The sequence below is a fragment of the Hydrogenophaga sp. NH-16 genome (genome assembly GCF_004006415.1).
GTDB classification, from domain to species: domain Bacteria; phylum Pseudomonadota; class Gammaproteobacteria; order Burkholderiales; family Burkholderiaceae_C; genus Hydrogenophaga; species Hydrogenophaga pseudoflava.
Window position 1 is genome coordinate 974065 of the sequence record NZ_CP029344.1, and the last position, 24957, is coordinate 999021.

At 70.6% G+C, this 24957-nt stretch carries 23 protein-coding genes; 8 read left to right on the forward strand and 15 right to left on the reverse strand.

The genetic code is table 11. From position 1 onward, the window contains the following. Positions 1–16 precede the first annotated feature (16 nt). The 5 genes from glgA to glgB are packed head-to-tail and all read right to left on the reverse strand — an operon-like array spanning position 17 to position 8425. Positions 17–1540, reverse strand: a complete 1524-nt coding sequence (glgA, locus tag DD542_RS04730) for a glycogen synthase GlgA (protein WP_127807280.1) — start codon at positions 1538–1540, stop codon at positions 17–19. Positions 1541–1542: 2 nt separating this feature from the next. Beyond that, positions 1543–2802, reverse strand: a complete 1260-nt coding sequence (glgC, locus tag DD542_RS04735; protein ID WP_127804171.1) for a glucose-1-phosphate adenylyltransferase — start codon at positions 2800–2802, stop codon at positions 1543–1545. Positions 2803–2838: 36 nt separating this feature from the next. Next, on the reverse strand, positions 2839–4350 hold the full coding sequence (gene malQ / locus DD542_RS04740; protein ID WP_241559680.1) for a 4-alpha-glucanotransferase: 1512 nt from the start codon (positions 4348–4350) through the stop codon (positions 2839–2841). Then, positions 4347–6533, reverse strand: coding sequence for a glycogen debranching protein GlgX (glgX, locus tag DD542_RS04745; protein WP_127804173.1), 2187 nt, complete (start codon positions 6531–6533; stop codon positions 4347–4349). Before glgX ends, malQ begins: the two co-directional genes overlap by 4 nt. Continuing rightward, positions 6530–8425, reverse strand: a complete 1896-nt coding sequence (glgB, locus tag DD542_RS04750; RefSeq protein ID WP_127804175.1) for a 1,4-alpha-glucan branching protein GlgB — start codon at positions 8423–8425, stop codon at positions 6530–6532. Before glgB ends, glgX begins: the two co-directional genes overlap by 4 nt. Before the next feature lie 109 nt (positions 8426–8534). On the opposite strand from glgB, the gene DD542_RS04755 reads away from it, so the two are divergent. Genes DD542_RS04755 through DD542_RS04765 form a run of 3 tightly spaced genes read left to right on the forward strand, consistent with a single transcriptional unit; the run spans position 8535 to position 10925 of the window. Then, positions 8535–9464: a cation diffusion facilitator family transporter gene (locus DD542_RS04755; protein ID WP_127804177.1), complete on the forward strand. Its 930-nt coding sequence runs from the start codon at positions 8535–8537 to the stop codon at positions 9462–9464. Beyond that, complete coding sequence (dtd, locus tag DD542_RS04760; protein WP_127804179.1) at positions 9461–9901, forward strand: D-aminoacyl-tRNA deacylase; 441 nt, start codon at positions 9461–9463, stop codon at positions 9899–9901. The genes DD542_RS04755 and dtd overlap by 4 nt, the downstream gene beginning before the upstream one ends. Positions 9902–9935: 34 nt before the next feature. Then, entirely contained in the window at positions 9936–10925 is a 990-nt protein-coding gene (locus DD542_RS04765) for a hypothetical protein (protein WP_127804181.1), read from the forward strand. On the opposite strand, the gene ybeY is transcribed toward DD542_RS04765, so the two are convergent. Then, complete coding sequence (gene ybeY, locus DD542_RS04770) at positions 10926–11378, reverse strand: rRNA maturation RNase YbeY (RefSeq protein WP_066155126.1); 453 nt, start codon at positions 11376–11378, stop codon at positions 10926–10928. 23 nt (positions 11379–11401) lie between these two features. Continuing rightward, positions 11402–12376: a PhoH family protein gene (locus DD542_RS04775; protein WP_066155120.1), complete on the reverse strand. Its 975-nt coding sequence runs from the start codon at positions 12374–12376 to the stop codon at positions 11402–11404. 37 nt (positions 12377–12413) lie between these two features. Between DD542_RS04775 and ruvA the strand changes: the two genes are divergently transcribed. After that, positions 12414–12992 (forward strand): Holliday junction branch migration protein RuvA, encoded by a 579-nt coding sequence (gene ruvA, locus DD542_RS04780; protein ID WP_066155117.1) that lies wholly within the window; start codon positions 12414–12416, stop codon positions 12990–12992. A gap of 112 nt (positions 12993–13104) precedes the next feature. Here the strand turns inward: ruvA and DD542_RS04785 are convergent, their stop codons facing one another. Continuing rightward, complete coding sequence (locus tag DD542_RS04785) at positions 13105–14202, reverse strand: carbonic anhydrase family protein (protein WP_079366644.1); 1098 nt, start codon at positions 14200–14202, stop codon at positions 13105–13107. A 98-nt stretch (positions 14203–14300) separates the two neighbouring features. Here DD542_RS04785 and ruvB point away from each other — a divergent pair, with 98 nt between their 5' ends. Beyond that, entirely contained in the window at positions 14301–15359 is a 1059-nt protein-coding gene (gene ruvB, locus DD542_RS04790) for a Holliday junction branch migration DNA helicase RuvB (RefSeq protein WP_127804183.1), read from the forward strand. 1 nt (position 15360) lies between these two features. Then, a complete protein-coding gene (locus DD542_RS04795) occupies positions 15361–16329 on the forward strand; it encodes an SPOR domain-containing protein (RefSeq protein ID WP_127804185.1) in 969 nt (322 codons plus the stop codon). Here the strand turns inward: DD542_RS04795 and DD542_RS04800 are convergent. Both DD542_RS04800 and DD542_RS04805 read right to left on the reverse strand, forming a co-directional pair. Next, a complete protein-coding gene (locus DD542_RS04800; protein WP_127804187.1) occupies positions 16317–18044 on the reverse strand; it encodes a lysoplasmalogenase family protein in 1728 nt (575 codons plus the stop codon). The two genes, DD542_RS04795 and DD542_RS04800, sit on opposite strands and share 13 nt — an antisense overlap. 16 nt (positions 18045–18060) lie before the next feature. Then, positions 18061–18702, reverse strand: coding sequence for a histidine phosphatase family protein (locus DD542_RS04805; RefSeq protein ID WP_127804189.1), 642 nt, complete (start codon positions 18700–18702; stop codon positions 18061–18063). A 105-nt stretch (positions 18703–18807) separates the two neighbouring features. Here DD542_RS04805 and DD542_RS04810 point away from each other — a divergent pair, with 105 nt between their 5' ends. After that, entirely contained in the window at positions 18808–20775 is a 1968-nt protein-coding gene (locus DD542_RS04810; RefSeq protein ID WP_164868346.1) for a PAS domain-containing protein, read from the forward strand. Positions 20776–20791: 16 nt separating this feature from the next. On the opposite strand, the gene DD542_RS04815 is transcribed toward DD542_RS04810, so the two are convergent. The 3 genes from DD542_RS04815 to ttcA are packed head-to-tail and all read right to left on the reverse strand — an operon-like array spanning position 20792 to position 22393. Beyond that, a complete protein-coding gene (locus DD542_RS04815; protein ID WP_164868347.1) occupies positions 20792–20998 on the reverse strand; it encodes a hypothetical protein in 207 nt (68 codons plus the stop codon). Next, positions 20968–21426 carry a hypothetical protein gene (locus tag DD542_RS04820; protein ID WP_127804195.1) on the reverse strand — a complete coding sequence of 153 codons (459 nt, stop codon included), beginning with the start codon at positions 21424–21426 and terminating at the stop codon, positions 20968–20970. Before DD542_RS04820 ends, DD542_RS04815 begins: the two co-directional genes overlap by 31 nt. Positions 21427–21466: 40 nt before the next feature. Then, the gene (ttcA, locus tag DD542_RS04825) at positions 21467–22393 is read right to left on the reverse strand and encodes a tRNA 2-thiocytidine(32) synthetase TtcA (RefSeq protein ID WP_066155092.1); all 927 of its coding nucleotides are present in this window, start codon (positions 22391–22393) and stop codon (positions 21467–21469) included. A 235-nt stretch (positions 22394–22628) separates the two neighbouring features. On the opposite strand from ttcA, the gene DD542_RS04830 reads away from it, so the two are divergent. After that, complete coding sequence (locus DD542_RS04830) at positions 22629–23681, forward strand: porin family protein (RefSeq protein WP_127804196.1); 1053 nt, start codon at positions 22629–22631, stop codon at positions 23679–23681. Between the two features lie 92 nt (positions 23682–23773). On the opposite strand, the gene DD542_RS04835 is transcribed toward DD542_RS04830, so the two are convergent. Further along, positions 23774–24151, reverse strand: coding sequence for a dihydroneopterin aldolase (locus DD542_RS04835; protein ID WP_066155421.1), 378 nt, complete (start codon positions 24149–24151; stop codon positions 23774–23776). A gap of 11 nt (positions 24152–24162) precedes the next feature. Next, positions 24163–24954, reverse strand: coding sequence for an SDR family oxidoreductase (locus DD542_RS04840; RefSeq protein WP_127804198.1), 792 nt, complete (start codon positions 24952–24954; stop codon positions 24163–24165). Positions 24955–24957: the final 3 nt, after the last annotated feature.

Here is a 24957-nt window from a genome sequence, read left to right on the forward strand (position 1 = left end):
GCAGAGGGTGGTCGGATCAAGCAGATGCCGTGCCAGTGGCATCGGCTCGTGCCTGGGCATAGACCTTGAGGGTGTCGGTGGCGGCGCGCGCCCAGTCGAAGCGCAGCGACATGGCGTGGCGCTGGACGGCGCGCCAGTCGGCCTCGCGTCGGCGCAGGGCGAAGGCGCGGCGCAGCGCCGCGTGCAGCTCGGCCTCGGTCAGCCCGTGGAAGACGAAGCCGCTGGCGCGGCCGTCGTCGATGTTTTCCAGGCTGCTGTCGGTGACGGTGTCGACCAGGCCGCCGACGGCGCGCACCAGGGGCAGCGTGCCGTAGCGCAGGCCGTAGAGCTGGGTCAGGCCGCAGGGTTCGAAGCGCGAGGGAACGAGGATCACGTCGCTGCCAGCGATGACGGTGTGGGCGAGCGCTTCGTCGTAGCCGATGTGCAGACCCACCGCACCCGGGTGGCGCTGCGCCGCGTGCTGCAGCGCCTGCTCGATCAGCGGGTCGCCCGCTCCGAGCACGGCCAGCTGGCCGCCGCGGCGCACCAGCTCGTCGACCACGCCGGGCAGCAGGTGCAGGCCCTTCTGCTCGGTCAGGCGGCTGACGACGCAGAACAGCAGCGCGTCGGGCAGGACCTGCAGGCCAAGGCGCTGCTGCAGCCGCGCCTTGGCGGCCGCCTTGCCACGCAGGTCGTCGGCGCTGAAGCCGGGTTGCACGAGGGCATCGTTCGCCGGGTCCCAGACCGCATCGTCGACGCCGTTGAGGATGCCGTGCAGGCGGTCGCGCCGCTCGCGCAGCACGCCGTCCAGGCCACAGCCCTGTTCGGCGCCGGTGATCTCGCGCGCGTAGGTCGGGCTGACGGTGGTGATGGCGTCGGCGAACTGCAGGCCGGCTTTCATGAACGAGACCTGGCCGTGGAATTCCAGGCCGTGCAGGTGGAACAGCTCGTCGGGCAGGCCGAGGCGCTCGCGCACCTGCGGGCCGAACACGCCCTGGTAGGCCAGGTTGTGCACGGTGAACACGCCGGCCGGGCGGCGGTGGCCAGCCGCCACCAGCCGGTGGAGGTAGGCGAAGGCCAGGCCGGTGTGCCAGTCGTGGCCGTGCACCACGTCGGGCACCCAGCCGCTGTCCAGACCGGTGCCCAGCAGAGCGGCGGCCCAGCCCAGCCAGGCGAACTGTTCGGCCGCGTCGGGCCAGGGCTTGCCACTGGCGTCCTGGTAGGGGTTGCCGGGCCGGTCGTACAGGCCGGGCGCGTGCAGCAGCCACACCGGCAGGCCCGACGCCTCGATGTGCCCGCGCCGCAGCCAGGGCGTGGGGCCGTTCACGGTGCCGGGCCGCGGGCCGAGGCCATGCGGCAGACCCACGGTGTCGCCGCCAGGCACCAGCAGGCTCGGCCCCTCGGGCACGACACCCGCCACGATGGACGGAAAGGCCGGCAGCAGCAGGCGCACGTCGGCGCCCTGCGCTGCCAGGGCTGGCGGCAGGCCCGCGCTCACGTCGGCCAGACCGCCGGTCTTGAGCAGCGGAAAGACCTCGGAGCAGGCGTAGAGGACGCGCAGGCTCACTTCAGGGCCTCAAGCATCGCGCGCGTCACCAGCACCACGCCGCCTTCCGAGCGGTAGAAGCGTTTCGCGTCCTCGGCGGCGTCGTAGCCGATCTGCATGCCCGGCGGGATCACGCAGCCGTTGTCGATCACCACCTTGCGCAGCTTGCAGCCGCGGCCGACGTCGACCTCGGGCAGCAGCACCGCCTCGTCGACCTCGGCGTAGGAGTGGATGTGCACCTTGGAGAACAGCACCGAGCGGTTCACCGAGCCGCCCGAGATGATGCAGCCGCCCGAGACCAGCGAGTCCACCGCCATGCCGCGGCGGCCGTCGTCGTTGAACACGAACTTGGCCGGCGGCAGCTGCTCCTGGTAGGTCCAGATCGGCCAGTCGCGGTCGTACATGTCCAGCTCGGGAATGGTGTTGGTCAGGTCCAGGTTGGCGGCCCAGTAGGCCTCCACCGTCCCGACGTCGCGCCAGTAGGCGGGCGCCTCGGGCGAGCTCTTGACGCAGGACATGCCGAAGGGGTGGGCCACGGCCTGGCCCTCGGCCACCATGGCGGGGATCACGTCCTTGCCGAAGTCGCGGCTGGAGCCGGGGATGGCGGCGTCCTTCTCCAGCGCGGCGAACAGCGCCGGGGCGTCGAACACGTAGATGCCCATGCTGGCCAGCGACACCTCCGGCTTGCCGGGCATGGCGGGCGGGTTCGCCGGCTTCTCGACGAACTCGACGATGCGGCGCTGGTCGTCGATGGCCATCACGCCGAAGGCGCTGGCCTCGGCGATCGGCACCTCGATGCAGGCCACGGTGCACTTCTTCCCCTGCGCCACGTGGTCGGCGATGAGTTCGGCGTAGTCCATCTTGTAGATGTGGTCGCCGGCCAGGATCAGGATGTACTCGGGGTTGTGGGCGCGCAGGATGTCCAGGTTCTGGTAGACCGCGTCGGCCGTGCCCAGGTACCAGCTGTCCTCGTCGATGCGCTGCTGGGCGGGCAGCAGGTCGATGAACTCGTTGAACTCGTTGCGCAGGAAGCTCCAGCCGCGCTGCAGGTGGCGCAGCAGCGAGTGCGACTTGTACTGGGTGAGCACGCCGATGCGGCGCACGCCGGAGTTCAGGCAGTTGGAGAGCGCGAAATCGATGATGCGGAACTTGCCACCGAAGTACACGGCCGGCTTGGTGCGCCGGTCGGTCAGCGCCTTCAGCCGCGAACCGCGGCCGCCGGCGAGCACCAGACCGATGGTGCGACGCGCCAGTTGCTGGGGAGAGGTTTTGTCCATGGGTGTCTCCGGTGGTTGTTGTGGTGAAGGGGGTGTTCAGGGTGCTTGCCATCGCCCATGGGCACGGGTCATCGCGGCCAGGCGTTCGGCCGGCTCGTGGTTGACCTGATTCCATTCGAAGCGCCACTCCCAGCAGCCGGTGGCCATGCCGGGGGTGTTCATGCGGTGGCGGGTGTCCAGGCCGAGCACGTCCTGGAACGGCACCACCACGGTGTTGACCACCGACTGCGAGGCCGCGCGCACCAGGGTCCAGTGCGGTTCGGTGGCGATGCAGGGGCCCAGGTAGTCCAGCGCCGCGTGGCGCTCGCCGGCCGGCGCGCTGGCCCACCAGCCGACGGTGGTCTCGTTGTCGTGGGTGCCGGTGTAGGCCACGGCGTGGCGCTCCAGGTTGTGCGGCAGGTAGGGGTTCTTCGGCCCGCTGCCGAAGGCGAACTGCAGGATGCGCATGCCCGGGAAGCCGCAGGCCTCGCGCAGCGCAGTGACCTCGGGGGTGATCAGGCCCAGGTCCTCCGCGATGATGGGCAGCGGACCGAGCTCGTCGGTGATGGCGTCGAAGAAGCGCAGGCCCGGCCCCGGCTGCCACTGGCCGGCCACCGCGGTCGGTTCGCTGGCGGGAATTTCCCAGTGCGACTCGAAGCCGCGAAAATGGTCCAGGCGCACGATGTCGACCTGCCGGAACTGGTGCGCCAGCCGGTCCTTCCACCAGCGGTAGCCGTGGTGCGCCATGGTGTCCCAGTTGTAGAGCGGGTTGCCCCAGCGCTGGCCGGTGGGGCTGAAGTAATCGGGCGGCACGCCGGCCACCACGTGCGGCTCCAGCCGCTCGTCCAGCAGGAACTGCTCGGCGTGGCCCCAGACGTCGGCGCTGTGGTGGGCGACGAAGATCGGGGCGTCGCCGACCATGTGCACACCTTGCGAGCGCGCATAGTCGCGCAGGCCCTGCCACTGGACCCAGAAGCGCCACTGCACGAAGCGCCAGAAGCCCAGGGCGTGGGCCGACTGCGCGCGCACCTCGTCCAGCGCGGCGGCCTCACGCCGGGCCAGCGGCGCGGGCCAGCGCGACCAGGGGCCGCCGTAGCGCTCGTTCAGCACCATGAACAGTGCGTAGTCGTCCAGCCAGTGCGCGTGTTCGGCGCAGAAGTCGGCCAGGGCGGCGCGGCACTCGTCGCTGGCGCGCTCGGCGAAGCCGTTCCAGGCCTTGCGCAGGCAAGCCATGCGCCAGGGGGCGACGCGCTCGAAGTCGCAGCGGTGGTGGTCGAAGCCCTGGCGCGGTGTCCAGGGCAGCCAGCCCTGGCGCACCAGGTCGTCGAGGTCGACCATCAGCGGGTTGCCGGCGAAGGCCGAAACGCTCTGGTAGGGCGAGTTGCCGGGGCCGGCGGGCGAGAGCGGCAGCACCTGCCACAGCGACTGGCCGGCGGCGGACAGCCAGTCGACGAAGTGGCGCGCGGCGGGGCCAAGGTCGCCGCAGCCGTGGGGCCCGGGCAGGCTGGTGATGTGCAGCAGCACGCCACTGGTGCGGCGCGCGAGCAGGGGGTGGATGGTGGCGTTCATGAAACGGGGTCGGTGGGGTTCGACGGGCCATGCAAGGCCCGGACCAGCACGCACACCGTCGGCTCGCTCAGCAGCAGCCGGCCTTCGATACTGGGGCCATCTGGGGCGTCGGGACCCGCGACCACCAGCGCCCGGGCGCTGTCCAGCCGCAGCGCCCAGAGCCCTGGTGGCAACTGCAACTCGGCGGCTTCGCCCGCGTGCCAGACCACCAGCAGGGATTCCTGCGCGGGTTGGCCGCCCTCGCCGACCGTGATGATGGCGGCCAGCGTGCGGTGCTCCTGGCTGCGCCAGGCGGGGGCGCTCAGCGGCGCGCCGTCGGTGTCGAACCAGGCGATGTCGGGTGTGGCGCCATCCGAGGGCGGCCGGCCGTCGAACCAGCGCGCCTGCCGCAGGCCCGGGTGGGCGCGGCGCAGGGCGGTGAGGCCGGCCACGAAGCCTGCGAGCGCCGGGTCGGCGTGCGGCCAATCCAGCCAGGTCAGGGCGTTGTCCTGGCAGTAGGCGTTGTTGTTGCCGCGCTGGCTGTGGCCGATCTCGTCGCCGGCCAGCAGCTGCGGTGTGCCCTGGGCGCAGAACAGCGTGGCCAGCAGCGCGCGGCGCCAGCGACCGCGCCGCCGCAGCACGGCCGGTTGGTCGGTGGGGCCTTCGGTGCCGCCGTTGGCCGAGAGGTTGTGGCCATGGCCGTCGCGGTTGTCTTCGCCGTTGGCCCGGTTGTGCTTGCGCGCGTAGGCGGTCAGGTCGGCGAGGTTGAAGCCGTCGTGGGCGGTCAGCAGGTTCACGCTGGCCAGCGGCGTGCGGGCGCTGTGGCGGAACTTGTCGCTGCTGCCGCAGACGCGGGTGGCGAGTTCGCCGCGCGTGGCCGGGTGGCCGAGCCAGAAGGCGCGCACGCCGTCGCGGAAGGCGTCGTTCCACTCCAGCCAGCCGGCCGCGAAACCGCCCGTGTGATGACCGTCGGGGCCGATGTCCCAGGGTTCGGCGATCAGGCGCACGCCGCGCAGCAGCGGGTCCTGCCGCATCGCGGCCAGCAGCGCGTGATGCCGCTGGAAGCGATGACCCTGCGAGGCGTCGCGGCCGAGCGAGACCGCCAGGTCGAAGCGGAATCCGTCGACGCCGTAGGCCACGACCCACCAGCGCAGGCTGTCCATCACCCACTGCAGCACGCGCGGCTCGCTCACGTTAAGGCTGTTGCCGGTGCCGCTGAAGTTGTGCGGCACGCCGCGCTCGCCCATGGCGTACCAGTGGTTCTGGCCCAGGCCGCGCCACGAGAGCGTCGGGCCGTCGAGGTCGCTTTCGGCCGTGTGGTTGAACACCACGTCCAGCACCACCTCGATGCCGTCGCGGTGCAGGGCGTCGACCATGGCACGGAACTCGTCGCGCACCGCCTGCGCCTCGGCGGCGTCCACCGGGTCGCGCCCCGCCGTGCAGGCCGCGTAGCCGGCGTGCGGTGTGAAGGCGTTGAGCGTGTTGTAGCCCCAGTGGTTGGTGAGGCCACGCGCGAGCAGGTGGCGCTCGCTGGTGAAGGCGTGCACCGGCAGCAGGCAGACCGTGGTCACGCCCAGGCGGCGCAGGTGGTCCCGCATGGCGGGGTGGGCGAGACCGGCGTAGGTGCCGCGCTGCGCGGGCGGGATCTCGGGGTGAAGCCGGGTCAGCGCCTTCACATGGGCCTCGTAGAGCACGACGCGGTCGGGCGCGGTGCCAGGGCCGGGGGCGATCGCGGCACCCGCCGCCAGCTCGGCCGTGGTGTCGACCACCAGGCAGCGCGGCATGGCCGTGGCGTTGTCCGCGGGTTCGGGCCGGTGCTGCGCCCAGGACTCCACCGGCTGCAGCGGGTTGGCCACCGCGTGGCCGGTCTGCAGGGCCAGCCGGGCGGTGTCGCCGACGAAGCCGGGCGCCCAGGGGTCCATCAGCAAGCGGGCCGGGTTGAAGCGGTGTCCTGTCTCGGGGTTCCAGGGGCCGTGCGCGCGCAGGCCGTAGGCCTGGCCGGCGCCGAGGCAGGGCACGAAGCGCGACCAGAGGCCGTCGCCCGCTGCGTCCAGCGGCAGCACACCGGTGGGCGTGCGGTCCGGTCCAAACAGCTGCACTTCCACCGCCGTGGCCTCGGGCGCCCAGACGTCAAAGCGCACACCGTCCTGGCCGTGTTCGCAGGCCAGGTGTGCGCCGAGCGCCGGTGCGGCCGGATGTGTCATGTCTTCTCGGGTTGCAGAAAAAGGACGCCCAAAGGAGGCAGGGTCAGCGGCGCCGACCAGCCCTGACCATGCAGCGGCTGGTGCTGCGCCTGCACCCGCCCGTGGTTGCCGACGTTGCCGCCGCCGTAGTGGCTCGAATCCGTGTTCAGGCGCTCGGTCCAGGCGCCGTCGTGCGGCAGGCCGACGCGGTAGTCGTGCCGCACCACGGGTGTGAAGTTGGCCACCGCGACCAGGGTGTCCTCCAGCGCGCGCCCGAAGCGCACGAAGGCCAGCACCGACTGGTCGGCGTCGTCCACCACCAGCCAGCGGAAGCTGTCGGGTTCGGTGTCGCGCGCGTGCAGCGCCGGCTCCTGGCGGTAGAGCATGTTGAGGTCGTGCACCAGGTTCTGCACGCCGGCGTGGGCCGGCTGCTCCAGCAGGTGCCAGGGCAGCTCGGCGTCGTGGTTCCACTCGGTGGGCTGGGCCAGCTCGGCGCCCATGAACAGCAGCTTCTTGCCCGGGTGCGCGTACATCCAGGCGTAGAGCGCGCGCAGGTTGGCCAGCTTCTGCCAGGGGTCGCCGCTCATCTTGCCCAGCAGCGAGCCCTTGCCATGCACCACCTCGTCGTGAGAGAGCGGCAGCACGTAGTCTTCGCTGTAGGCGTACATCATCGCGAAGCTCATCTTGTGGTGGTGCCAGCGCCGGTGCACCGGATCCTGCGACATGTAGGCCAGGGTGTCGTGCATCCAGCCCATGTTCCACTTGTGGTCGAAGCCCAGGCCGCCGTGCTGCACCGCGCCGGTGACCTGCGGGAAGGCGGTCGACTCCTCGGCCACGGTCATGGCCTGCGGTGCCTCGCGCTGCAGCACCTCGTGCACCTCGCGCAGGAAGGCGATGGCCTCGTAGTTCTCGCGCCCGCCGTCCTTGTTGGGTACCCACTCGCCCGCAGGACGGCTGTAGTCGCGGTAGAGCATGGAGGCGACCGCGTCCACGCGCAGCCCGTCGATGCCGTACTGCTCGATCCAGTACAGCGCATTGCCGACCAGGAAGTTCTTCACCTCGTGGCGGCCGAAGTTGTAGATCAGGGTGTTCCAGTCGCGGTGGAAGCCCTCGCGCGGGTCGGCGTGTTCGTAGAGCGCGGTGCCGTCGAAGCGGGCCAGCGCGTGTTCGTCGGCCGGGAAGTGCGCCGGCACCCAGTCCAGGATGATCTTCAGGCCGGCGGCGTGGGCCGCGTCGACGAAGCGCCGGAAGCCGTCGGGCCGGCCATAGCGCGCGGTGGGTGCGTACAGGCCGGTGGGCTGGTAGCCCCAGGAGGCGTAGAACGGGTGTTCGCTGACCGGCAGCAGCTCCAGGTGGGTGAAGCCCAGGCTGGTGGCGTAGGGCACGAGGTGTCGGGCCAGGTCGTCCCAGGTGGGCATCACGTCCCGGCCGCCGGGGCGCTTCCAGGAGCCGGCGTGCACCTCGTAGATCGCCATCGGCACGGGCGGCCTCTGGTGCGGGCCGGAGGGGGCGGGGGCGCTGCGCAGCGGCTCGCAGACCCGGGCCGCGTTGCCGGGCGGCAGCTCGGTCTCGCGCGCATAGGGGTCGGTCTTCATCACGGTGCGGCCGTCGGCCCCTTCGACCTGGAACTTGTACCAGGCCCCCACACCTGCGCCGGGCACGAACAGCTCCCACACACCGCACTCGGGCCGGTGGCGCATGCCTTGCGGCTGCCAGCCGTTGAAGTCGCCGCTGAGCCCGACCCAGCGAGCGGCCGGTGCCCAGACGGCGAAGGCCACACCGCTCCCCCCCCCCAGGATGGTGGGGTGGGCACCCAGCTTCTGCCAGGGTCGCAGGTGCCTGCCCTCGGCCAGCAGCCAGGCGTCGGTGGGACCGATCCAGAACGTGTCGTCAGCGGGGGTGGGGTGGTTCATGCTTGTGTCGCTCCCGGGCCATTCTGGCACCGAATGGATACCGGGTGGTTACAAAATTACACGCTTCAGGCGCCAGAGTTTCACCAGATCGCCGGGCGACAATCGCACCATGAGCGCCTCTCTTTCATCCTGGCTCACACCCCGCCGCCTGCTCATGGCGTCGGTGGTGGTGGCCATCATCACCATCACCCTCAAAACCCTGGCCTGGTGGGTCACCGACTCGGTCGGCCTGCTGTCGGACGCCATGGAGTCGCTGGTGAACCTGGCCAGCGCGGTGTTCGGCCTGGTCATGGTCACCATCGCCGCGCGTCCGGCCGACGACGACCACCCCTACGGCCACCACAAGGCCGAGTACTTCTCCTCGGGCTTCGAGGGCATCCTGATCATCGTCGCGGCGCTGGGCATTGTCTGGACCGCCGGTCAGCGCCTGCTCGACCCGCAGCCGCTGGAGCAGGTAGGCTGGGGGCTGGCGCTGTCGGTGGCCAGTTCGGCGCTCAACGGCCTGCTGGCCTGGGTGATGTTCCGCGCGGCGAAGGAGCACCGCTCGATTGCGCTGGAGGCCGACGGCAAACACCTGGTGACCGACGTCTGGACCTCGGCCGGCGTGGTGGCGGGCATCGCGCTGGTGCAGCTCACGGGCTGGATGTGGCTGGACCCGGTGGTGGCCATCGGCGTGGCGCTGAACATCCTCAAGGAAGGCTTCCACCTGATCTGGCGCTCGACCCAGGGCCTGATGGACGAGGCGGTCGAGCCCGAGGTGCTGGCCACCATCGAACAGACCCTGGCCGGCTTTGCCCACACGCGCGGCGACACGCAGATCATCCGCTTCGACCACGTCAGCACCCGCAAGGCGGGCCAGCGGCGCTTCGTGGACCTGCACATGCACATGCCCGCGGCCTGGACCCTGGGCCGTGCGGCTGCGGTGCGCACCAGCGTGGAACAGGCGCTGATGAGCGCGGTGCCGGGGCTGCGCGCCAGCATTCAGCTGCTGCCCTCGGACGTGGAGGCGCATTTCTACGATGAGGTGGACCTGAAATGATCGCGCTGCTGCAACGGGTGAGCCAGGCCCGCGTCGACATCGCTGGCGAGACGGTCGGGCAGATCGGCGCCGGCCTGCTGGTGCTGGTCTGTGCCGAGCCTGCGGACACCGAGGCCGTGGTGCAGAAACTGCTGGCCAAGATCCTGAAGCTGCGCATCTTTGCCGACGAGGCCGGCAAGATGAACCGCAGCGTGCAGGACGAGGGCGGCGGCCTGCTGATCGTCAGCCAGTTCACCCTGGCGGCCGACACCAGCGGCGGCAACCGGCCGGGCTTCACCGGCGCAGCGCCACCGGCCCTGGGCGAGGCGCTGTACGACCGTTTCGTCGGGCTGGCGCGGGCGCAGCACCCGCAGGTCGCCACCGGGCGCTTCGGCGCCGACATGCAGGTGCACCTGGTCAACGACGGCCCGGTCACCATCCCGATGCGCATGCACTGAGCGCGTTCTTCCTGTTTCTTTCGCTGTTGACCGCATGAGCCTGTCGCTCCTGAGCCTCCGTTCCTTTTCTTCGTTGCCGACCGGGCAGGTGCTGGGTGGCTTTCACGTCGGCGCCGCGTCGCCGCCCGCGGTGGCCTGGCCGCTGCAGCACCTGCCGACCCCGGTGCTGGACGGTGGCGAGGCGCTGCGGGAGTGCTGGCTGCTGCCGGACGGTGCGCCGGTGTTGACCGGCGAGCATGAGGGGTTGGTGTGGCGCCGCGGCGGCGACCTGCTGTTCGGGGTGATTGATGTGCAGGAGGCTGGCGTGGTCCCCGAGGCCGGCCGCAGCGCCCTGCAGCAGGCGGCCTTCGACATCTACGCACGCATCTTCCAGCTGCTCGATGCCCAGGGCCTGCCCCACCTCTGGCGGCTGTGGAACTACATGGCCGACATCAACGGCGAAGCCGACGGGCTGGAGCGCTACCGCCAGTTCAACATCGGCCGCGGCGATGCCTTCGAAGCCGGGGCGCGCAGCGTGGTGGGGCGCGTGCCGGCGGCCTGCGCGCTGGGCGTGGCGTCCGGTCCGCTGACGGTGGCCTTCCTGGCCGGGCCGACGCCCATCGTGCCGGTCGAAAACCCGCGCCAGGTCAGCGCCTTCCACTACCCGGACCGCTACGGCCCGCGCAGCCCGACCTTCTCCCGCGCCGCGCTGGTGCACCCGCCGGGGCAGGAAATCCTGTTCGTCTCGGGCACGGCCAGCATCGTCGGGCACGAGACCGTGCACCCGGGCGACGTGCGTGCGCAGACCGTGGAGAGCCTGGACAACATCGCAGCGGTGCTGGCGCAGGCGTCATTGAAGTCCCGCAGCGGGCCGTTCGCGCTGGGCGACCTGGGCTACCGGGCCTATGTGCGCCACACGGCCGACCTGGCCACCGTGCGCGAGGTGGTCGCGCAGCGCCTGGGCGCCGCGCCGGTGACCTATGTGCTGGCCGATGTGTGCCGCGCCGATCTGCTGGTGGAGATCGAGGGGCAGTGTGTCCGCTGATCAGTACGGGTTCTTGATGCCCAGCCCGGCGAGGATCTGAATCTCGCGCGCTTCCATCGCCTCGGCGTCTTCCTCGCCGGTCTCGTGGTCCCAGCCCTGCGCGTGCAGGGTGCCATGCACCAGCAGGTGCGCGTAGTGCGCGGCCAGGGTCTTCTTCTGTTCCTTCGCCTCGCGCGCCACCACCGGCGCGCACAGCACCAGGTCGGCCATCACCACCGGCTCGGTGGCGTAGTCGAAGGTCAGCACGTTGGTCGCGTAGTCCTTGCCGCGGTACTCGCGGTTGAGCGCCTGGCCCTCGTCGGCGTCGACGATGCGCACGGTGATCTCGGCGTCGACCTCCAGCGCGTGGCGGATGCAGCGGATCACGGTGTGGCGCGGCAGCGCGGCGCGGTGGCGGGCGGCGTCTTTCAGGTCACCGAACTGCAGGGAAAGCGAAAGCGAAGGCAGGGCCATGGTCGGGGCGTCGGGCGGGTGGGTCAGGCGGATTTGCGGCGGCCGCCGCGCGGGGCCTCGGCCACGCCGGGGCTGCGCGCCTCGTAGGCGTCGACGATGCGGGCGACCAGCGGGTGCCGCACCACGTCGGCGCTGGTCAGGCGGTTGAAGGCGATGCCGGTCACGCGCTTGAGCACGCGCTCGGCATCGATCAGACCGGACAACTGCGTCACCGGCAGGTCGATCTGGCTCACGTCGCCGGTGACCACGGCCTTGCTGCCGAAGCCGATGCGGGTGAGGAACATCTTCATCTGTTCCACGGTCGTGTTCTGCGCTTCGTCGAGGATCACGAACGCGTGGTTGAGCGTGCGCCCGCGCATGAAGGCCAGCGGCGCGATCTCGATCTGCTGGCGCTCGAAGGCCTTCTGCACCTTGTCGAAGCCCATCAGGTCGTACAGCGCGTCGTACAGCGGGCGCAGGTAGGGGTCGACCTTCTGGCCCAGGTCGCCGGGCAGGAAGCCCAGCTTCTCGCCGGCCTCGACGGCCGGGCGCGTCAGCACGATCTTCTGTACCGCGCTGCGCTCCAGCGCGTCCACCGCGCAGGCCACCGCCAGGTAGGTCTTGCCGGTGCCGGCCGGGCCGATGCCGAAGGTGATGTCGTGCGTGGCCATGTTGTCCAGGTAGCGCGCCTGGTTGGGCGTGCGCCCGCGCACCTCGCCGCGGCGCGTCTGCATTGCGGTGGCCTCGTCGCCGCCGGGCGGCAGCGCCGTGTCGCCGGCCAGCATGAGTTGCACCTTTTCTTCGGGGATGGGCTTTTTCGCCATCTCGTACAGCGCCTGCAGCACCTCCAGCGCCTGGTTGGCCTTGGCCTTGGGGCCTTCGATGCGGAACTGCTCGAAGCGGTGCGCGACCTTGACCTGCAGCGCCGCCTCGATGCTGCGGATGTGGCTGTCCATCGGGCCGCACAGGTGGGCCATGCGGGTGTTGTCGGGCGGCGAGAAGGTGTGGCGGAGGATCAAAACAGATAATCCCGGGCTGATTGGTGAAAGGCCCTCAATGATAGGCAAGCTGACCGGCACGTTGCTGGAAAAGAATCCGCCCCAGATCCTGATCGACTGCCACGGGGTCGGTTACGAGGTCGACGTGCCCATGAGCACCTTCTACAACCTGCCGGCGGCGGGCGAGAAGGTGTCGCTGCTGACGCACTTCGTGGTGCGCGAGGACGCGCAGATCCTCTACGGCTTCGGCAGCGCGGCCGAGCGCGAGGCCTTCCGCCAGCTCATCAAGATCAGCGGTATCGGTCCGCGCACCGCACTCTCGGTGCTCTCGGGCCTGTCCGTCGCCGAGCTGGCACAGGCGGTGACGGCGCAGGAGGCAGGTCGCATCGTCAAGGTGCCGGGCATCGGCAAGAAGACCGCCGAGCGCCTGCTGCTCGAACTCAAGGGGAAGCTGGGCGCCGACCTGCCGCTGCCGGGCGCAGCCGCCGCCGTGGGCGATGCGGCCAGCGACATCCAGCAGGCGCTGATGGCCCTGGGCTACAACGAGAAGGACGCCGCAGCGGCGCTCAAGGCGCTGCCGGCCGGCGTAGGCGTGAGCGAGGGCATCAAGCTGGCGCTGAAGTCGCTGGCGAAATAAGGCCCGTACAGCGGCGGAGCGTGAGGCGACGGGATTCAGCGCCGGGCCGCCCCAAGCTGAATTCGCGCCCCCTCGGGGGGCAGCGACCCGCGTCAGCGGCGGAGCGTGGGGGCTACATCCCCTCGCGCACGATCCGCCCGTTGAGCGCCTGCACCGGGCGGGCGTTGTTCGGGAAGATCTGTGAAAACAGCTTGAGCTGTTCCCGGCTCACGGTCACCGGGGTCTTGAGCACATTCCACAGCACGCCCTCGGTGCAGGGCGGCGTGGTGAGCGAGCCCATGAACTGGTAGTAGCGCTGGTCGGCGGGCAGCAGTTCGCGCAGGTCGATCAGCCCGGCGGGCAGGCGCACCCGGTCGCCGCTGTCCAGCGGCATGTGGGTCCACACCTTGTTGATCAGCCCGTTGGCCGCGCCCGGGTCGATCAGCACCGCCACCACCGCCAGCTGGCCTTCGTGGTTCTTGTGCACCAGGTGCGCGACCATGGCGAAGCTGCGGTGGTTGACCCGCTCTTCCGACGGGTGGTGGAAGTGGAACTGCAGCAGCTCGTAGGTGGCGCCGCGCACGCTCAGGGTGTTGCCCGGCTCCAGGTCGACCTGGATGGTGTGGCCGTTGTTCACCACGCTGCCGCCAGTGGGTCGGTAGTCGAACTGCAGCGGCTCGGCCGGGCCCTGCAGCGTCGTGGTCTCCTGGATATGCACGGGCGACTGTCGCTTGCCGATGGCGCAGACGTTGAACTCGGGTTTCACGCGGGCCCAGTGCTCGGGGCCGTAGGCGCCCTCGTAGGACCAGTGCGGGTCGTGCCCCTTGGACGCGGGGCTGCCGTGGGCCTCGGGCGCGGCGTGGCCGTTGCGGATGGCCTTGGCCACCCGGTCGGCGGTCTGGTGGTTGGCGGGCGGTGCGACCTCGGTGCCGCGGTGCTTGTCCAGCACCGCCTTGATCTTGGCGGCGACCGCCTGCGGGTCGGAGCGGGACTCGGCGGCCGTTGCGCCGGCCGGGGTCGCCGCGGCGTTCCGGGGCTGGGCGCCGGGTTTGGCCGTGCCCACCGGCATCGCGATGGGAGCCGGCGGCGGCGCGGAGTGGCTGGGAGCATCGGAGGCCCGGGCCGTGCCCGGTGCCGTCAGGCACCAGGCCGCTGCCATGACCAGTGCCGAAGCGAGGGCGGTCCGGATCAGCGTCGGGGTCGCTGGGCGGTGGGCGGCGGTGCGGTTCATGGTCGGGTGGCGGCGAAAAACGGGGGTCTTTCGGGTATCGGCAGGCGGCGCTCCCGACTTGAGCAACGCCCCGGAAACGGGCCTGTATAGTCGGCTCCGTGAGCATCCAGACCGACGATTTCGCCCCCGCTCCGCGGGTCGTTTCCGCCACCACTTTTTCGCCCAAGGAAGAAGCGATCGAGCGCGCCCTGCGCCCCAAGCTGCTGGACGAATACGTGGGCCAGATGAAGGTGCGCGAGCAACTGGAGATCTTCATCGGCGCCGCCAGGAAGCGCGCTGAGGCGCTGGACCATGTGCTGCTGTTCGGCCCGCCCGGCCTCGGCAAGACCACGCTGAGCCACATCATTGCGCAGGAGCTGGGCGTGAACCTGCGCCAGACCAGCGGCCCGGTGCTGGAAAAACCCAAGGACCTGGCGGCGCTGCTGACCAACCTCGAACCCAACGACGTGCTGTTCATCGACGAGATCCACCGGCTCTCGCCCGTCGTTGAAGAGATCCTCTACCCCGCGCTGGAGGACTACCAGATCGACATCATGATCGGCGAGGGCCCGGCGGCGCGCAGCATCAAGCTGGACCTGCAGCCCTTCACCCTGGTCGGCGCCACCACGCGTGCGGGCATGCTGACCAACCCGTTGCGCGACCGTTTCGGCATCGTGGCGCGGCTGGAGTTCTACACCGCCGAGGAGCTCTCGCGCATCGTCACGCGCAGCGCCGGCCTGCTGAACGCACCCATCGACGCCGCCGGCTCGTTTGAAATTGCGCGCCGCTCGCGCGGCACGCCCCGCATCGCCAACCGCCTGCTGCGCCGCGTGCGCGACTTCGCGGATGTGAAGGGCGACGGTCGGATCACGGCCGACATCGCCGGCCGCGCGCTGACCATGCTCGACGTCGATCCCCAGGGCTTCGACCTGATGGACCGCAAGCTGCTTGAAGCCGTGATCCACCGCTTCGACGGCGGCCCGGTGGGGCTGGACAACATCGCGGCGTCCATCGGCGAAGAGCGCGACACCATCGAGGACGTGATCGAGCCCTACCTGATCCAGCAGGGCTACCTGCAGCGCACGCCGCGCGGGCGCACCGCCACGCTGGCGGCTTACCGGCACCTGGGCGTGGCGCCGCCGGCCTCGGGCGATCAGCTGTTCCAGGACGCCGGCTGACGTGGACGCCGGGCAGGACGACCCGACCGGGCTGCCCGCCAGCGCGGCGTCGCTGTACCGCGCGGCGCTGGGTCCGGCCGGCGCCAGCGCCTATCTCCCGGTCATCGCGCGCTTCGAGGAGCGTGGGCGCTCGGCCATGGACTGGAGCACGCGCGCGGCGCTGGGCCAGCTGGCCTGGCTGGTGTACTGGCGGCTGTGGGGCGCCGCGCTCGCGCAGGTCGGGCTGACGCTCGTCGCCGCCGCGGCCCTGGGCTGGATGTGGACGCGCGCCGGGGGCGTGCCCACGGGCATCCGGATCGGGCTGACGGCGTCGGCCCTGGTGCTGTGGTGCGCGCTGCCCGGGCTCTGGGGCATGGCCTGTTTGCACCGGGGGCTGCGCGAGCGCGTGGCCGCCGCTGTCGAGCAGGCCGACAGTTTCCAGGAGGCGGTGGAGCGGCTGGAGCGTTCCGAGTACGGCTGGCGCGTGGCGGGTCTGGTGGCCGCGGCTGCGGTCCTGGTGGTGGTGGCCTTGCTGGCCGGGGTGGTCGGGCAGCAGTGGCGCCCGGCGGCTGTGGGTGCGGCGCAGGTTCAGTCGCCCGCACCGCCGCAGCTAGCGCCACGGCTCCTGCCGTCGCCCCCCGTGGCATCGCCCACCGAGGCACCGCCGGCAACGCCCGCCGTGCTGCCGGTTCAAGCCCCTGTCGAACCCGTGGCGGCTGCACCCACCCCGGCGGCGCCCGAGCCGGTGCTTCGGCCCCGGCCGCGCGGTTTCGGCGTCAACGTGGGGATGTTCGCCAGAGAGGCCAACGCCGAGCGCGCCAAGGCGCGGCTGGTCGAAGCCGGCCTGCCGGTGCTGCACGACCCGATCGAGTCGGCGCGGGGGCCGCTCACCCGCGTGCGGGTGGGGCCCTTCGAGCGGCGCGAGGAGGCCGAGCAGGCCGCGACGAAGGTGCGGGCCCTGGGGCTGGAAGCCCGCGTCTACGCGCCCTGACGCGGCGCCGCTGGCAGCAGGCCGGCCACCATCAGGCCCTGCGCCGCGTAGTAGGTCGAGAGCACCAGCAGGTCGCGCGCCGGCAGCGGCACAAGGAAGCGGTCGGTCGCCAGCAGGGTGTCGCTGAGCATGAAGCACAGGGCGCCCGCGGCCACGCGCCAGGCCGCCGGATCGGCGTGCACGCGGGCCCGCCCCAGCGCCTGCGACACCATCAGTGCGATGACCAGCACATAGGCCGCCACTGGCGCCCGCAGACCCGGCGGCAGACCACCGCTCCACGGCCCTCCGCTCCAGAGCAGCGCGTACATCACCAGACCCACGGCGCCCACCGCTCCCAGCGCCTGCCGGTCAGCGAACCAGGGCGCGTCGGACCGCAGGCGGGCGATGTAGGCCAGGTGCGCGAGCAGGAACGACGCCAGGCCGGCGATGAAGAAGCCCTCGAACATCAGGAAGGCGTCGCCGGCCAGCGAGCCTGCGAGCGCGGCCAGCAGCCAGCCCTTGTGGCGGACGTCCGCGCGCAGCACCAGACCGATGACGACCAGCATGGTCAGCGGCTTGAACACCCGGTGCAGTTCGGTCCAGCCTTCCGCGGCGGCGAGCGTGGCCAACGCGGCGCTTAGCACCATCAGCACCATTCCCGGGCCTATGCGGCCCTGCAGCAGCGCGCCCTGCGCCCAGAGCCCGGCCAGCAGGGCGGCGGTCCAGGCCAGGTTGCCCGGCAGGGCGCGCGCGTCGGCGGTCCAGAGGAAGAAGGCGACGCCGCCGAGCAGCAGCACGAACACCAGTGCCGCCAGCGCCTGCGCGCCGCGCGAGGCGGGCGGGTCGAAGCGCTGCACGGCGCCGAGGTCGAAGGCCGGGGTCGGCCAGCGCGCCGCCACATCGGGCGCGCGCCAGCCGGGGGGCTTGATCCAGGTGCGCAGCCGGTCGCCCCAGCGGCCGGTGCGCGCGCTGTCGCGGGCCAGCCCCGCATAGACCTCGGCGTTGGCCCAGACCGGGTCCCAGCTCTGCAGCGGCTTGCGCGTGCCGTAGACGCAGGGTTCTTCCGGGTCCTCGGGTTCGAAGCTGCCGAACAGGTGGTCCCACAGCATCAGGATGCCGCCGTAGTTCTTGTCCAGGTAGCGGTCGTTGACCGCGTGGTGCACGCGGTGGTTCGAGGGTGAGGCGAACCAGCGGTCAAAGCGGCCGAGCGATCCGACCTGCTCGGTGTGAATCCAGAACTGGTAGAGCAGGTCCACCAGCCCGACCACGGCGAACACCAGTGGCGGCACGCCGGCCAGCGCCATCGGCAGGTAGAACACCCAGCCCAGCAGCGCGTAGCTGGCGGGCTGGCGCAGCGCCGTCGAGAGGTTGTAGTGCTGGCTCTGGTGGTGCACCACGTGCGCGGCCCAGAGCAAGCCCACCTCGTGGCCCAGGCGGTGGTTCCAGTAGTAGAGGAAGTCGTAGAACACCAGGGCCAGCAGCCAGCCGGCGGGCGAGGTCCAGAAACCGTCGTTGCGCCACAGGGCCGCGTGGTCCTGCACCCAGACGTAGATGCCCAGGCGCAGCGCGAGCGTGAACACGTCGGCGATGCGGCTGAGCATGCCCAGGCCGATGCTGCTGAATGTGTCGGCCAGCGCGTAGGTGTTGCGCCTGCGCCGTCGCCCGACCCAGAACTCGATGGCGATCAGCAGCAGGAACACCGGCGTGGCGAGCACGATGACCTGGTTCGGTGTCATGGCAGGCGTCGGTGGCTCAGGCGGTGGTCTCGTCCAGCGCCCCGTCGTCCTGCAGGTGGCCGGTGTCGGCCCAGCCCACCAGGCCCAGGCCTTCGGGTGTCCAGAGCAGGCGGTTGACCGCGGTGTTGCTCAGGTCCCAGGTGCGCGGCGCCTGCAGTTCCAGCCGGGTGGCCGCTCGGTAGAGGATGTCCAGCACACCACCGTGGACCACCAGCATCAGCTGCTCGCCGGGGTGGCGCGCCGCGATCTCGTCGACGGCGGCGACCACGCGTTCGCGCAGTTGCAGCAGCGACTCGCCGCCCGGTGGCGCGAAGTCGGGCACGCGCTTGCGCCAGGACAGTGCGTCCTCCGGGTGGTGGGCCTCGATCTCGGCCCAGGTCAGGCCCTCGAAGCGGCCGAAGGCCCGTTCGCGCAGGCCCCGGTGGGCCTGCACCGGCTTGCCGTGGGCGCGGGCCGTGGTGCTGGCGGTGTCGAAGGCGCGCGAGAGGTCGCTGGCGTAGAACGCGGCGATGGGTTCGTCGCGCAGGGCCAGGGCCAGGCGCTCGGCCTGCCAGCGGCCCTTGTCCGACAGGGCGATGTCGGTGTGGCCCTGGATGCGGGTGTCGCGGTTCCAGGCGGTTTCGCCGTGGCGCACGGCGATGATGCGGGTGACGTGCAAGGAAAGGCCCTCGGGGGAAAAACGGTCACTGTAGCGCCGGACGGACGGTCTGGCCACCGGATGGCCGATGGGCCGGCCGGCAGGACGGCGCGACACAATACGGCGATGCCCGAACACCACGACGCCCGCGTGGCGGACTTCTCGTCGCTGTTCCAGTTCCTGCCGATCGGTGCTTACCGGAGCTCCAGGGACGGTGTGATGCTGCGCGCCAACCCGGCGCTGGTGCAGCTCAACGGCTACAGCGACGAGCAGACCATGCTGGACGACGTGAACCGGGCGAGCAGCGACTGGTATGTGCGGCCCGGCCGCCGGGCCGAGTTCCAGGCGCAGCTGGTGCGCGACGGCTTCGTGCGAGGCTTTGTGTCCGAGGTGGTGCGCCACTGCGACCGGCAACGCCGCTGGGTGAACGAGAACGCCCACGGGGTGTACGACCCGCAGGGGCGGCTGCTCTATTACGAAGGCACGGTCGAGGACATCAGCGAGCGCATGCAGGCCGAGCTGGCGCTGCGGCAGAGCGAGGCGCTCTGGAAGCTGGCGCTGGACAGCGCCGGGGACGGCGTGTGGGACTGGAACCTGGTGACCGGCGAGGAATACGTGTCGCCGCGCATCAAGGCCATGTACGGCTACACCGCCGACGAGCTGGCGCCGCGTGCGCAGGAGCTGGACGGGCGGACCCACCCGGACGACGTGGCCCAGATGCAGGCCGACCGCCAGGCGCACTTCGACGGCCGCACCGCCCTCTACCGCAACGAACACCGCATCCGCTGCAAGGATGGGTCTTGGAAGTGGGTGCTCTCGCGCGGCATGGTGATCGCACGCGACGCCGACGGCCGGCCGCTGCGCATGGTGGGCACGCACACGGACATCACCGAACTCAAGCAGGCCGAGGCGCAGCAGCGGGCGCTGGAGACGCAGCTGCGCGAGTCGCAAAAGATGGAGGCCATCGGCACCCTGGCCGGCGGCGTGGCGCACGACTTCAACAACTTGCTGGCCGCCATCCTGGGCAACCTGGCCCTGGCGCGCGAAGACGTGGGGCCGGACCACGCCGCCCAGGAGAGCCTGGCCGAGATCCACCGCGCGGCGATCCGCGCGCGCCAGCTGGTGCAGCAGATCCTGGCCTTCAGCCGGCGCCAGACGCAGGAGCTGCAGCGCCAGCCACTGAAGCCGCTGGTGGACGAGGCGCTGCGGCTGATGCGCTCGCTGCTGCCCGCGGGCGTGCGGCTGAGCACCCGCCTGGCCTCGTCGCCGCTGCCGGTGCTGGCCGACGCGACGCAGGTGCAGCAGGTGCTGATGAACCTGTGCACCAACGCCTGGCAGGCGCTGGAGTCGCGGCCGGGCGACATCACCGTGGGGCTGGACGAGGTGGAGCTGGATGCGGCGCAGGCGCTGCGGCTGGGGCATCTGCCGCCCGGTGCCTATGCCTTGCTGAGCGTGGCCGACAACGGCCCGGGCATGGACGAGGCGACGCAGCAGCGCGTGTTCGAGCCTTTCTTCACCACCAAGGCGCCTGGCAGCGGCACCGGTCTGGGGCTGTCGGTGGTGCACGGCATCGTCAAGGCGCACCAGGGCGCGATCGCGCTGCACAGCACGCCGGGCGAAGGCACCCGGTTCGACGTCTTCCTGCCGCTGGCCTCCGGCGCCGCGGACGCCGAGGCGCCTGCACCCGCCGCACCGCCACCGGCCGTTCCCGCGCCACCGGGGCGGCACATCGTCTACGTGGACGACTACGAGGCACTGGTGTTCCTGGCCGGCCGGCTGCTGCGCAAGCAGGGTTACCGGGTCAGCACCTTCCTGTCGGGTGAGGAGGCCCTGGCCTGGTTCCGCAGCAGCCGGGAGCCGGTGGACCTGTGCGTGTCCGACCACAACATGCCGGGCATGAGCGGCGTGGAGCTGGCGCAGGCGGTGCATGCGCTGCGACCTGGGCTGCGCATCGCCATCGTCTCGGGGCATGTGAACGAGGCGCTGCTCGGCGCCGCGGCCGCGGCGGGGGTGTCCGACGTGCTGGGCAAGCAGGACAGCATGGATGCGCTGGCCGATGCCGTGCGCGCGCTGATCGAGGCGCCGCCGCGCTGAAGGCGCCGGCCGGGGCTCAGCGCGGCAGGTCGATGTCGACCTGCCGGGGTCCGGAAGGCGGTACCGGGAAGCCGTTCAGCGCCGCTTGCAGCATGGCCTGCCAGAGCGCGGGCGTGCTGTTCCAGCGGCCGTCGTGGCCGGCCTGGGTTTCGTAGACCACACGGCCCGATGCTGCATCGCGGATCACCACGGTCACCTTGCGCTCGTACCAGGGCATGTCCATCGGCACGACGAACATTGGCGACCAGTAGAAATAGCCATTGCCGGCCACGACCTGCCCCCGGAAGCGCCAGCTGGGCCATGGGTCGTCCCAGGGGCTGCGGGCGTTCGCACGGTGGTGGCCGTGACCTGCACCCGCCAGGGGGCGGCCGCGGGAGCCTCGGCGACGGTCCAGCCGTGTGTTTCCAGCACGGTCCGGGTCCAGGCTTCCAGCCGGTTCTGGTCTTCGGCGGACCCTCCCTCCCGCTGCGAGGGCAGGCGCTCGAAGCGGTAGGTCTGTGGCGCCTGGGGCACGGCGGCCGGGGCCTGGGCGCCGGTGGGGATGTCGGCCGACCAGTGCGCGTAGCTCTGCACCGCGTTGTCCACGCGGTAGGTGCCGGCGCAGCCGGCCAGGGCGAGGGTGGTCAGCAGGGCGAGGGCAAGGCGGGTCATGGTTCCTCCGGCGGGTTGGACGCCTGGCTAGGCACCCATATCAGGTGGTGGCGGCAATCGGTATGACCGTCGCACGGGGCCGGACGTTCACTTCCACAGCGTCCGCGTCGGCGGCGGGTGCGGGTGCCACCAGCGGCTCCTCGTCGAAGGCCAGGTCGCCGTCCTCCACCGGCGCACCGGTGGTCTGCAGGGTCTGGAAGGGGTAGAGCGAGCGGTCCATCAGGTGGCTGGGCACCACGTTCTGCAGCGCGTGCAGCATGTTCTCCAGCCGGCCGGGGAACTGCTTGTCCCAGTCGCGCAGCAGGTTGCCCACCTGCTTGCGCTGCAGGTTCTCCTGGCTGCCGCAGAGGGTGCAGGGGATGATGGGGAACTGCCGGTGTTCGGCCCAGCGGATCAGGTCCTTCTCGGGCACGTAGGCCAACGGGCGGATCACCATGAACTCGCCGTTGTCGCTGACCAGCTTGGCCGGCATGCCCTTGAGCTTGCCGCCGAAGAACATGTTCAGGAACAGGGTCTGCAGCATGTCGTCGCGGTGGTGGCCCAGCGCGATCTTGGTCGCGCCCAGCTCGCGCGCCACGCGGTAGAGGATGCCGCGGCGCAGCCGGCTGCACAGGCTGCACATGGTTTTGCCCGGCTCGATCTTTTCCTTGACGATGGAGTAGGTGTCCTGGGTTTCAATGTGGTACTGGATGCCCAGCTTGGACAGGTACTCGGGCAGGATGTGGTCGGGGAAACCGGGCTGCTTCTGGTCGAGGTTGACCGCGATCAGCTCGAAGTTCACCGGCGCGCGCTTCTGCAGCTTCATCAGGATGTCGAGCAGGCCGTAGCTGTCCTTGCCGCCGGAAAGGCAGACCATCACGCGGTCGCCTTCCTCGATCATGTTGTAGTCCACGATGGCGCGGCCGACCTCGCGGCACAGGCGTTTTTCGAGTTTCTTGTTTTCGAAGGCGAGTTTTTCTGGGGTCATCGGTCGGGCCTCGGGCCGGGGCGGTGTGCGTCAAACGCAACAGGTTCGCATTGCGGTATGCTGCAATGCACAAGTCGGTGGTCAAAACCCGCAAGATTGCGGCTTGTTACAGGCGGATTTAGGTCGAAAGCTACACTTTCTCCCCGTGTGAGCGGCCTTGTTGCGCCGCGCCATCCTGTTGTGTCCCTGCTGCGGCACAACCTGGGAAAAACATCAATTTTATTTGGAGTCCTTTATGTCCTTTGCTATTCATCGGGTCGCCCTGGCGTCCATGCTGGTTTCCATCGCCTCCGTCGCCATGGCCCAGACCGCCGGCATGACCACCGACCGCGACGGCAACACCGGCTACGCCACGCCCGAGGCCTGCGACGCCGCCATCCAGGGCGGCACGGCCAAGTTCTACAAGCCCCAGACCAAGCAGAAGCCCAAGCTGCGCGCCGGTGAGGCCTCGGTGTCGCCGATGCTGCTCAAGGACCTGAGCCCCACATACGCCAAAGGCGCCTGCGACAAGGGTGTGGCCACGGCCCGCGGCCGCGGCGGCGTGAGCAAGGCGCTGCAGGGCAAGTGGATCCCGTTCAGCCCGACCATGGAAGTCAACGCGTACAAGGACGCCAGCGGCAAGATCGTGCGCGTGACCATGCGCCAGTGCGACAACCACTTCTCCGACCTGCTGCCGCGCCCCACCCCGGTGGCCGCCGCGCCCGCTCCGGTGCCCGCCGCAGCCCCCACACCCGCCCCGGTGGCGGCAGCGCCTGCGCCCGCTCCGGTCGCGCCCGCGCCGGTGCCCAAGGCCGCTGAAGTCGTGGCCTTCCCGTACGTCTTCGGCACCCTGGGCGCCCAGCGCGACCTGATCGGCAACGGCCCGATCGACGGCATCGCCCAGCACAACGACCACGACACCAAGCCCGCCCTGCAACTGGGCGCCGGCTACCAGTTCAACAAGCTCTGGGGTGCGGAAGCCTTTGCACAGTTCGGCAGCAGCCACAACTTCGAGAACGGCCTGGAGTCCAAGGTCAGCGCCCTGGGCCTGCGTGGCACCGTCGGCACCGACCTGGGTGAAGCCACCCGCCTGTTCGGCAAGGCCGGCGTGGCCCGTGTGAAGCACACCGACGCCGTCGAAGGCACGCAGACCCGCCCGACCCTGGGCCTGGGCCTGACCCACGCCTTCACCAAGAACCTGTCCCTGCGCAGCGACTTCGATGTGTTCCTGAAGAAGAGCTCGGACGAAGCGCGTTCGTGGAAAGAGCTGATGTACCTGGGCGTCGGCGTCCAGTACAACTTCAAGTGATGCCGTCGCTGGTGGCCTGAAGCACCAGCCTGTACATCAAAAGGGCCCCGCGAGGGGCCCTTTCTTTTTTCAGAACCGGGACGGCGTGCGCCTCACCACTGCCCGCTTTCCATGCGGATCGCGACCTCGCAGTCGTCGAAGATCTCCAGCTTGGCGATCTTGACCCGCACGCCGATCACGCCAGGCAGCTGCATCAGGCGCCGCGTGAGCTTGCCGATCAGGCTCTCCAGCAGGTTCACGTGTTCGGCGGTGCACTCGTCGATGATGATCTGGCGCACCTTGCGGTAGTCCAGCACGTGGCTGATGTCGTCGTCGTGCGGCAGCAGAGGCTGGGTGCCCTGGTTGAGCTCGGCATCCACCTGGATCGGCTGCGGGCTGGTCTTCTCGTGCTCCAGGATGCCCAGGTTGGCGTCGAAGCGCAGCCCGGTGAGGGTGAGGATCTGGGTGCCGGCGTGGTTCGTGGAGTTCATGGGCATCCGCCTCACATCATCGAAAAGTCGCGCTCGAAGCGCATCAGGTGCTGGCCGCCGTCAACCAGCAGCGTGGTGCCGGTGACCGAGCGGTTGCCCAACGCAAAGGCCACGGTGGCGGCCACGTCCTCCGGGGTGGACGAGCGGCCCAGCGGCGACTGGCGGTGCAGGGTCTGGAATTTCTCATCGCTCAGCAGGTGGCTGGTGAGCGTCAGGCCCGGCGCCACGCCCACCACGCGCACGCGTGGCGCCAGCGCCAGCGCCAGCATGCCGGTGGCCGCTTCGAGCGCCGCCTTGGAGAGGGTGTAGCTCAGGAAGTCGGGGTTGAGGTTCCAGAGCTTCTGGTCCAGCAGGTTGACCACCGCGCCCTCCGCATCGCGCGTGGCCAGGTGCGCGTGCAGCGCCTGGGCCAGCAGGATGGGCGCGCCGGTGTTGCTGCGCAGGTGGGCTTCCATAGTGGCAAAACCGAAGCTGGCCGCGTCGTCGTGCTCGAACAGCGAGGCGCTGTTGACGACGGCGTCGACCGTGCCGAAGTACGCCACCACGGCCGGCAGCAGGGCGCGAACCGCGGCCTCGTCGGCGAGATCGGCGCCGAAGGTGGCGGCGCTGCCTGGGCGGCCGGTCAGCGCATCGCAGTCGCGCGCGGTATGCCCGGCGTCGGCGGCGGATTGCCGGAAGTGCACCGCGATGTTCCAGCCGGCGCGGGCCAGCGTGAGGGCGATCTCGCGGCCCAGGCGCTTGCCGGCGCCTGTGACCAGCGCGGTGCGGACGGGGTTCGGGGGCGGGGGGGCAGTTCCGGACATGGT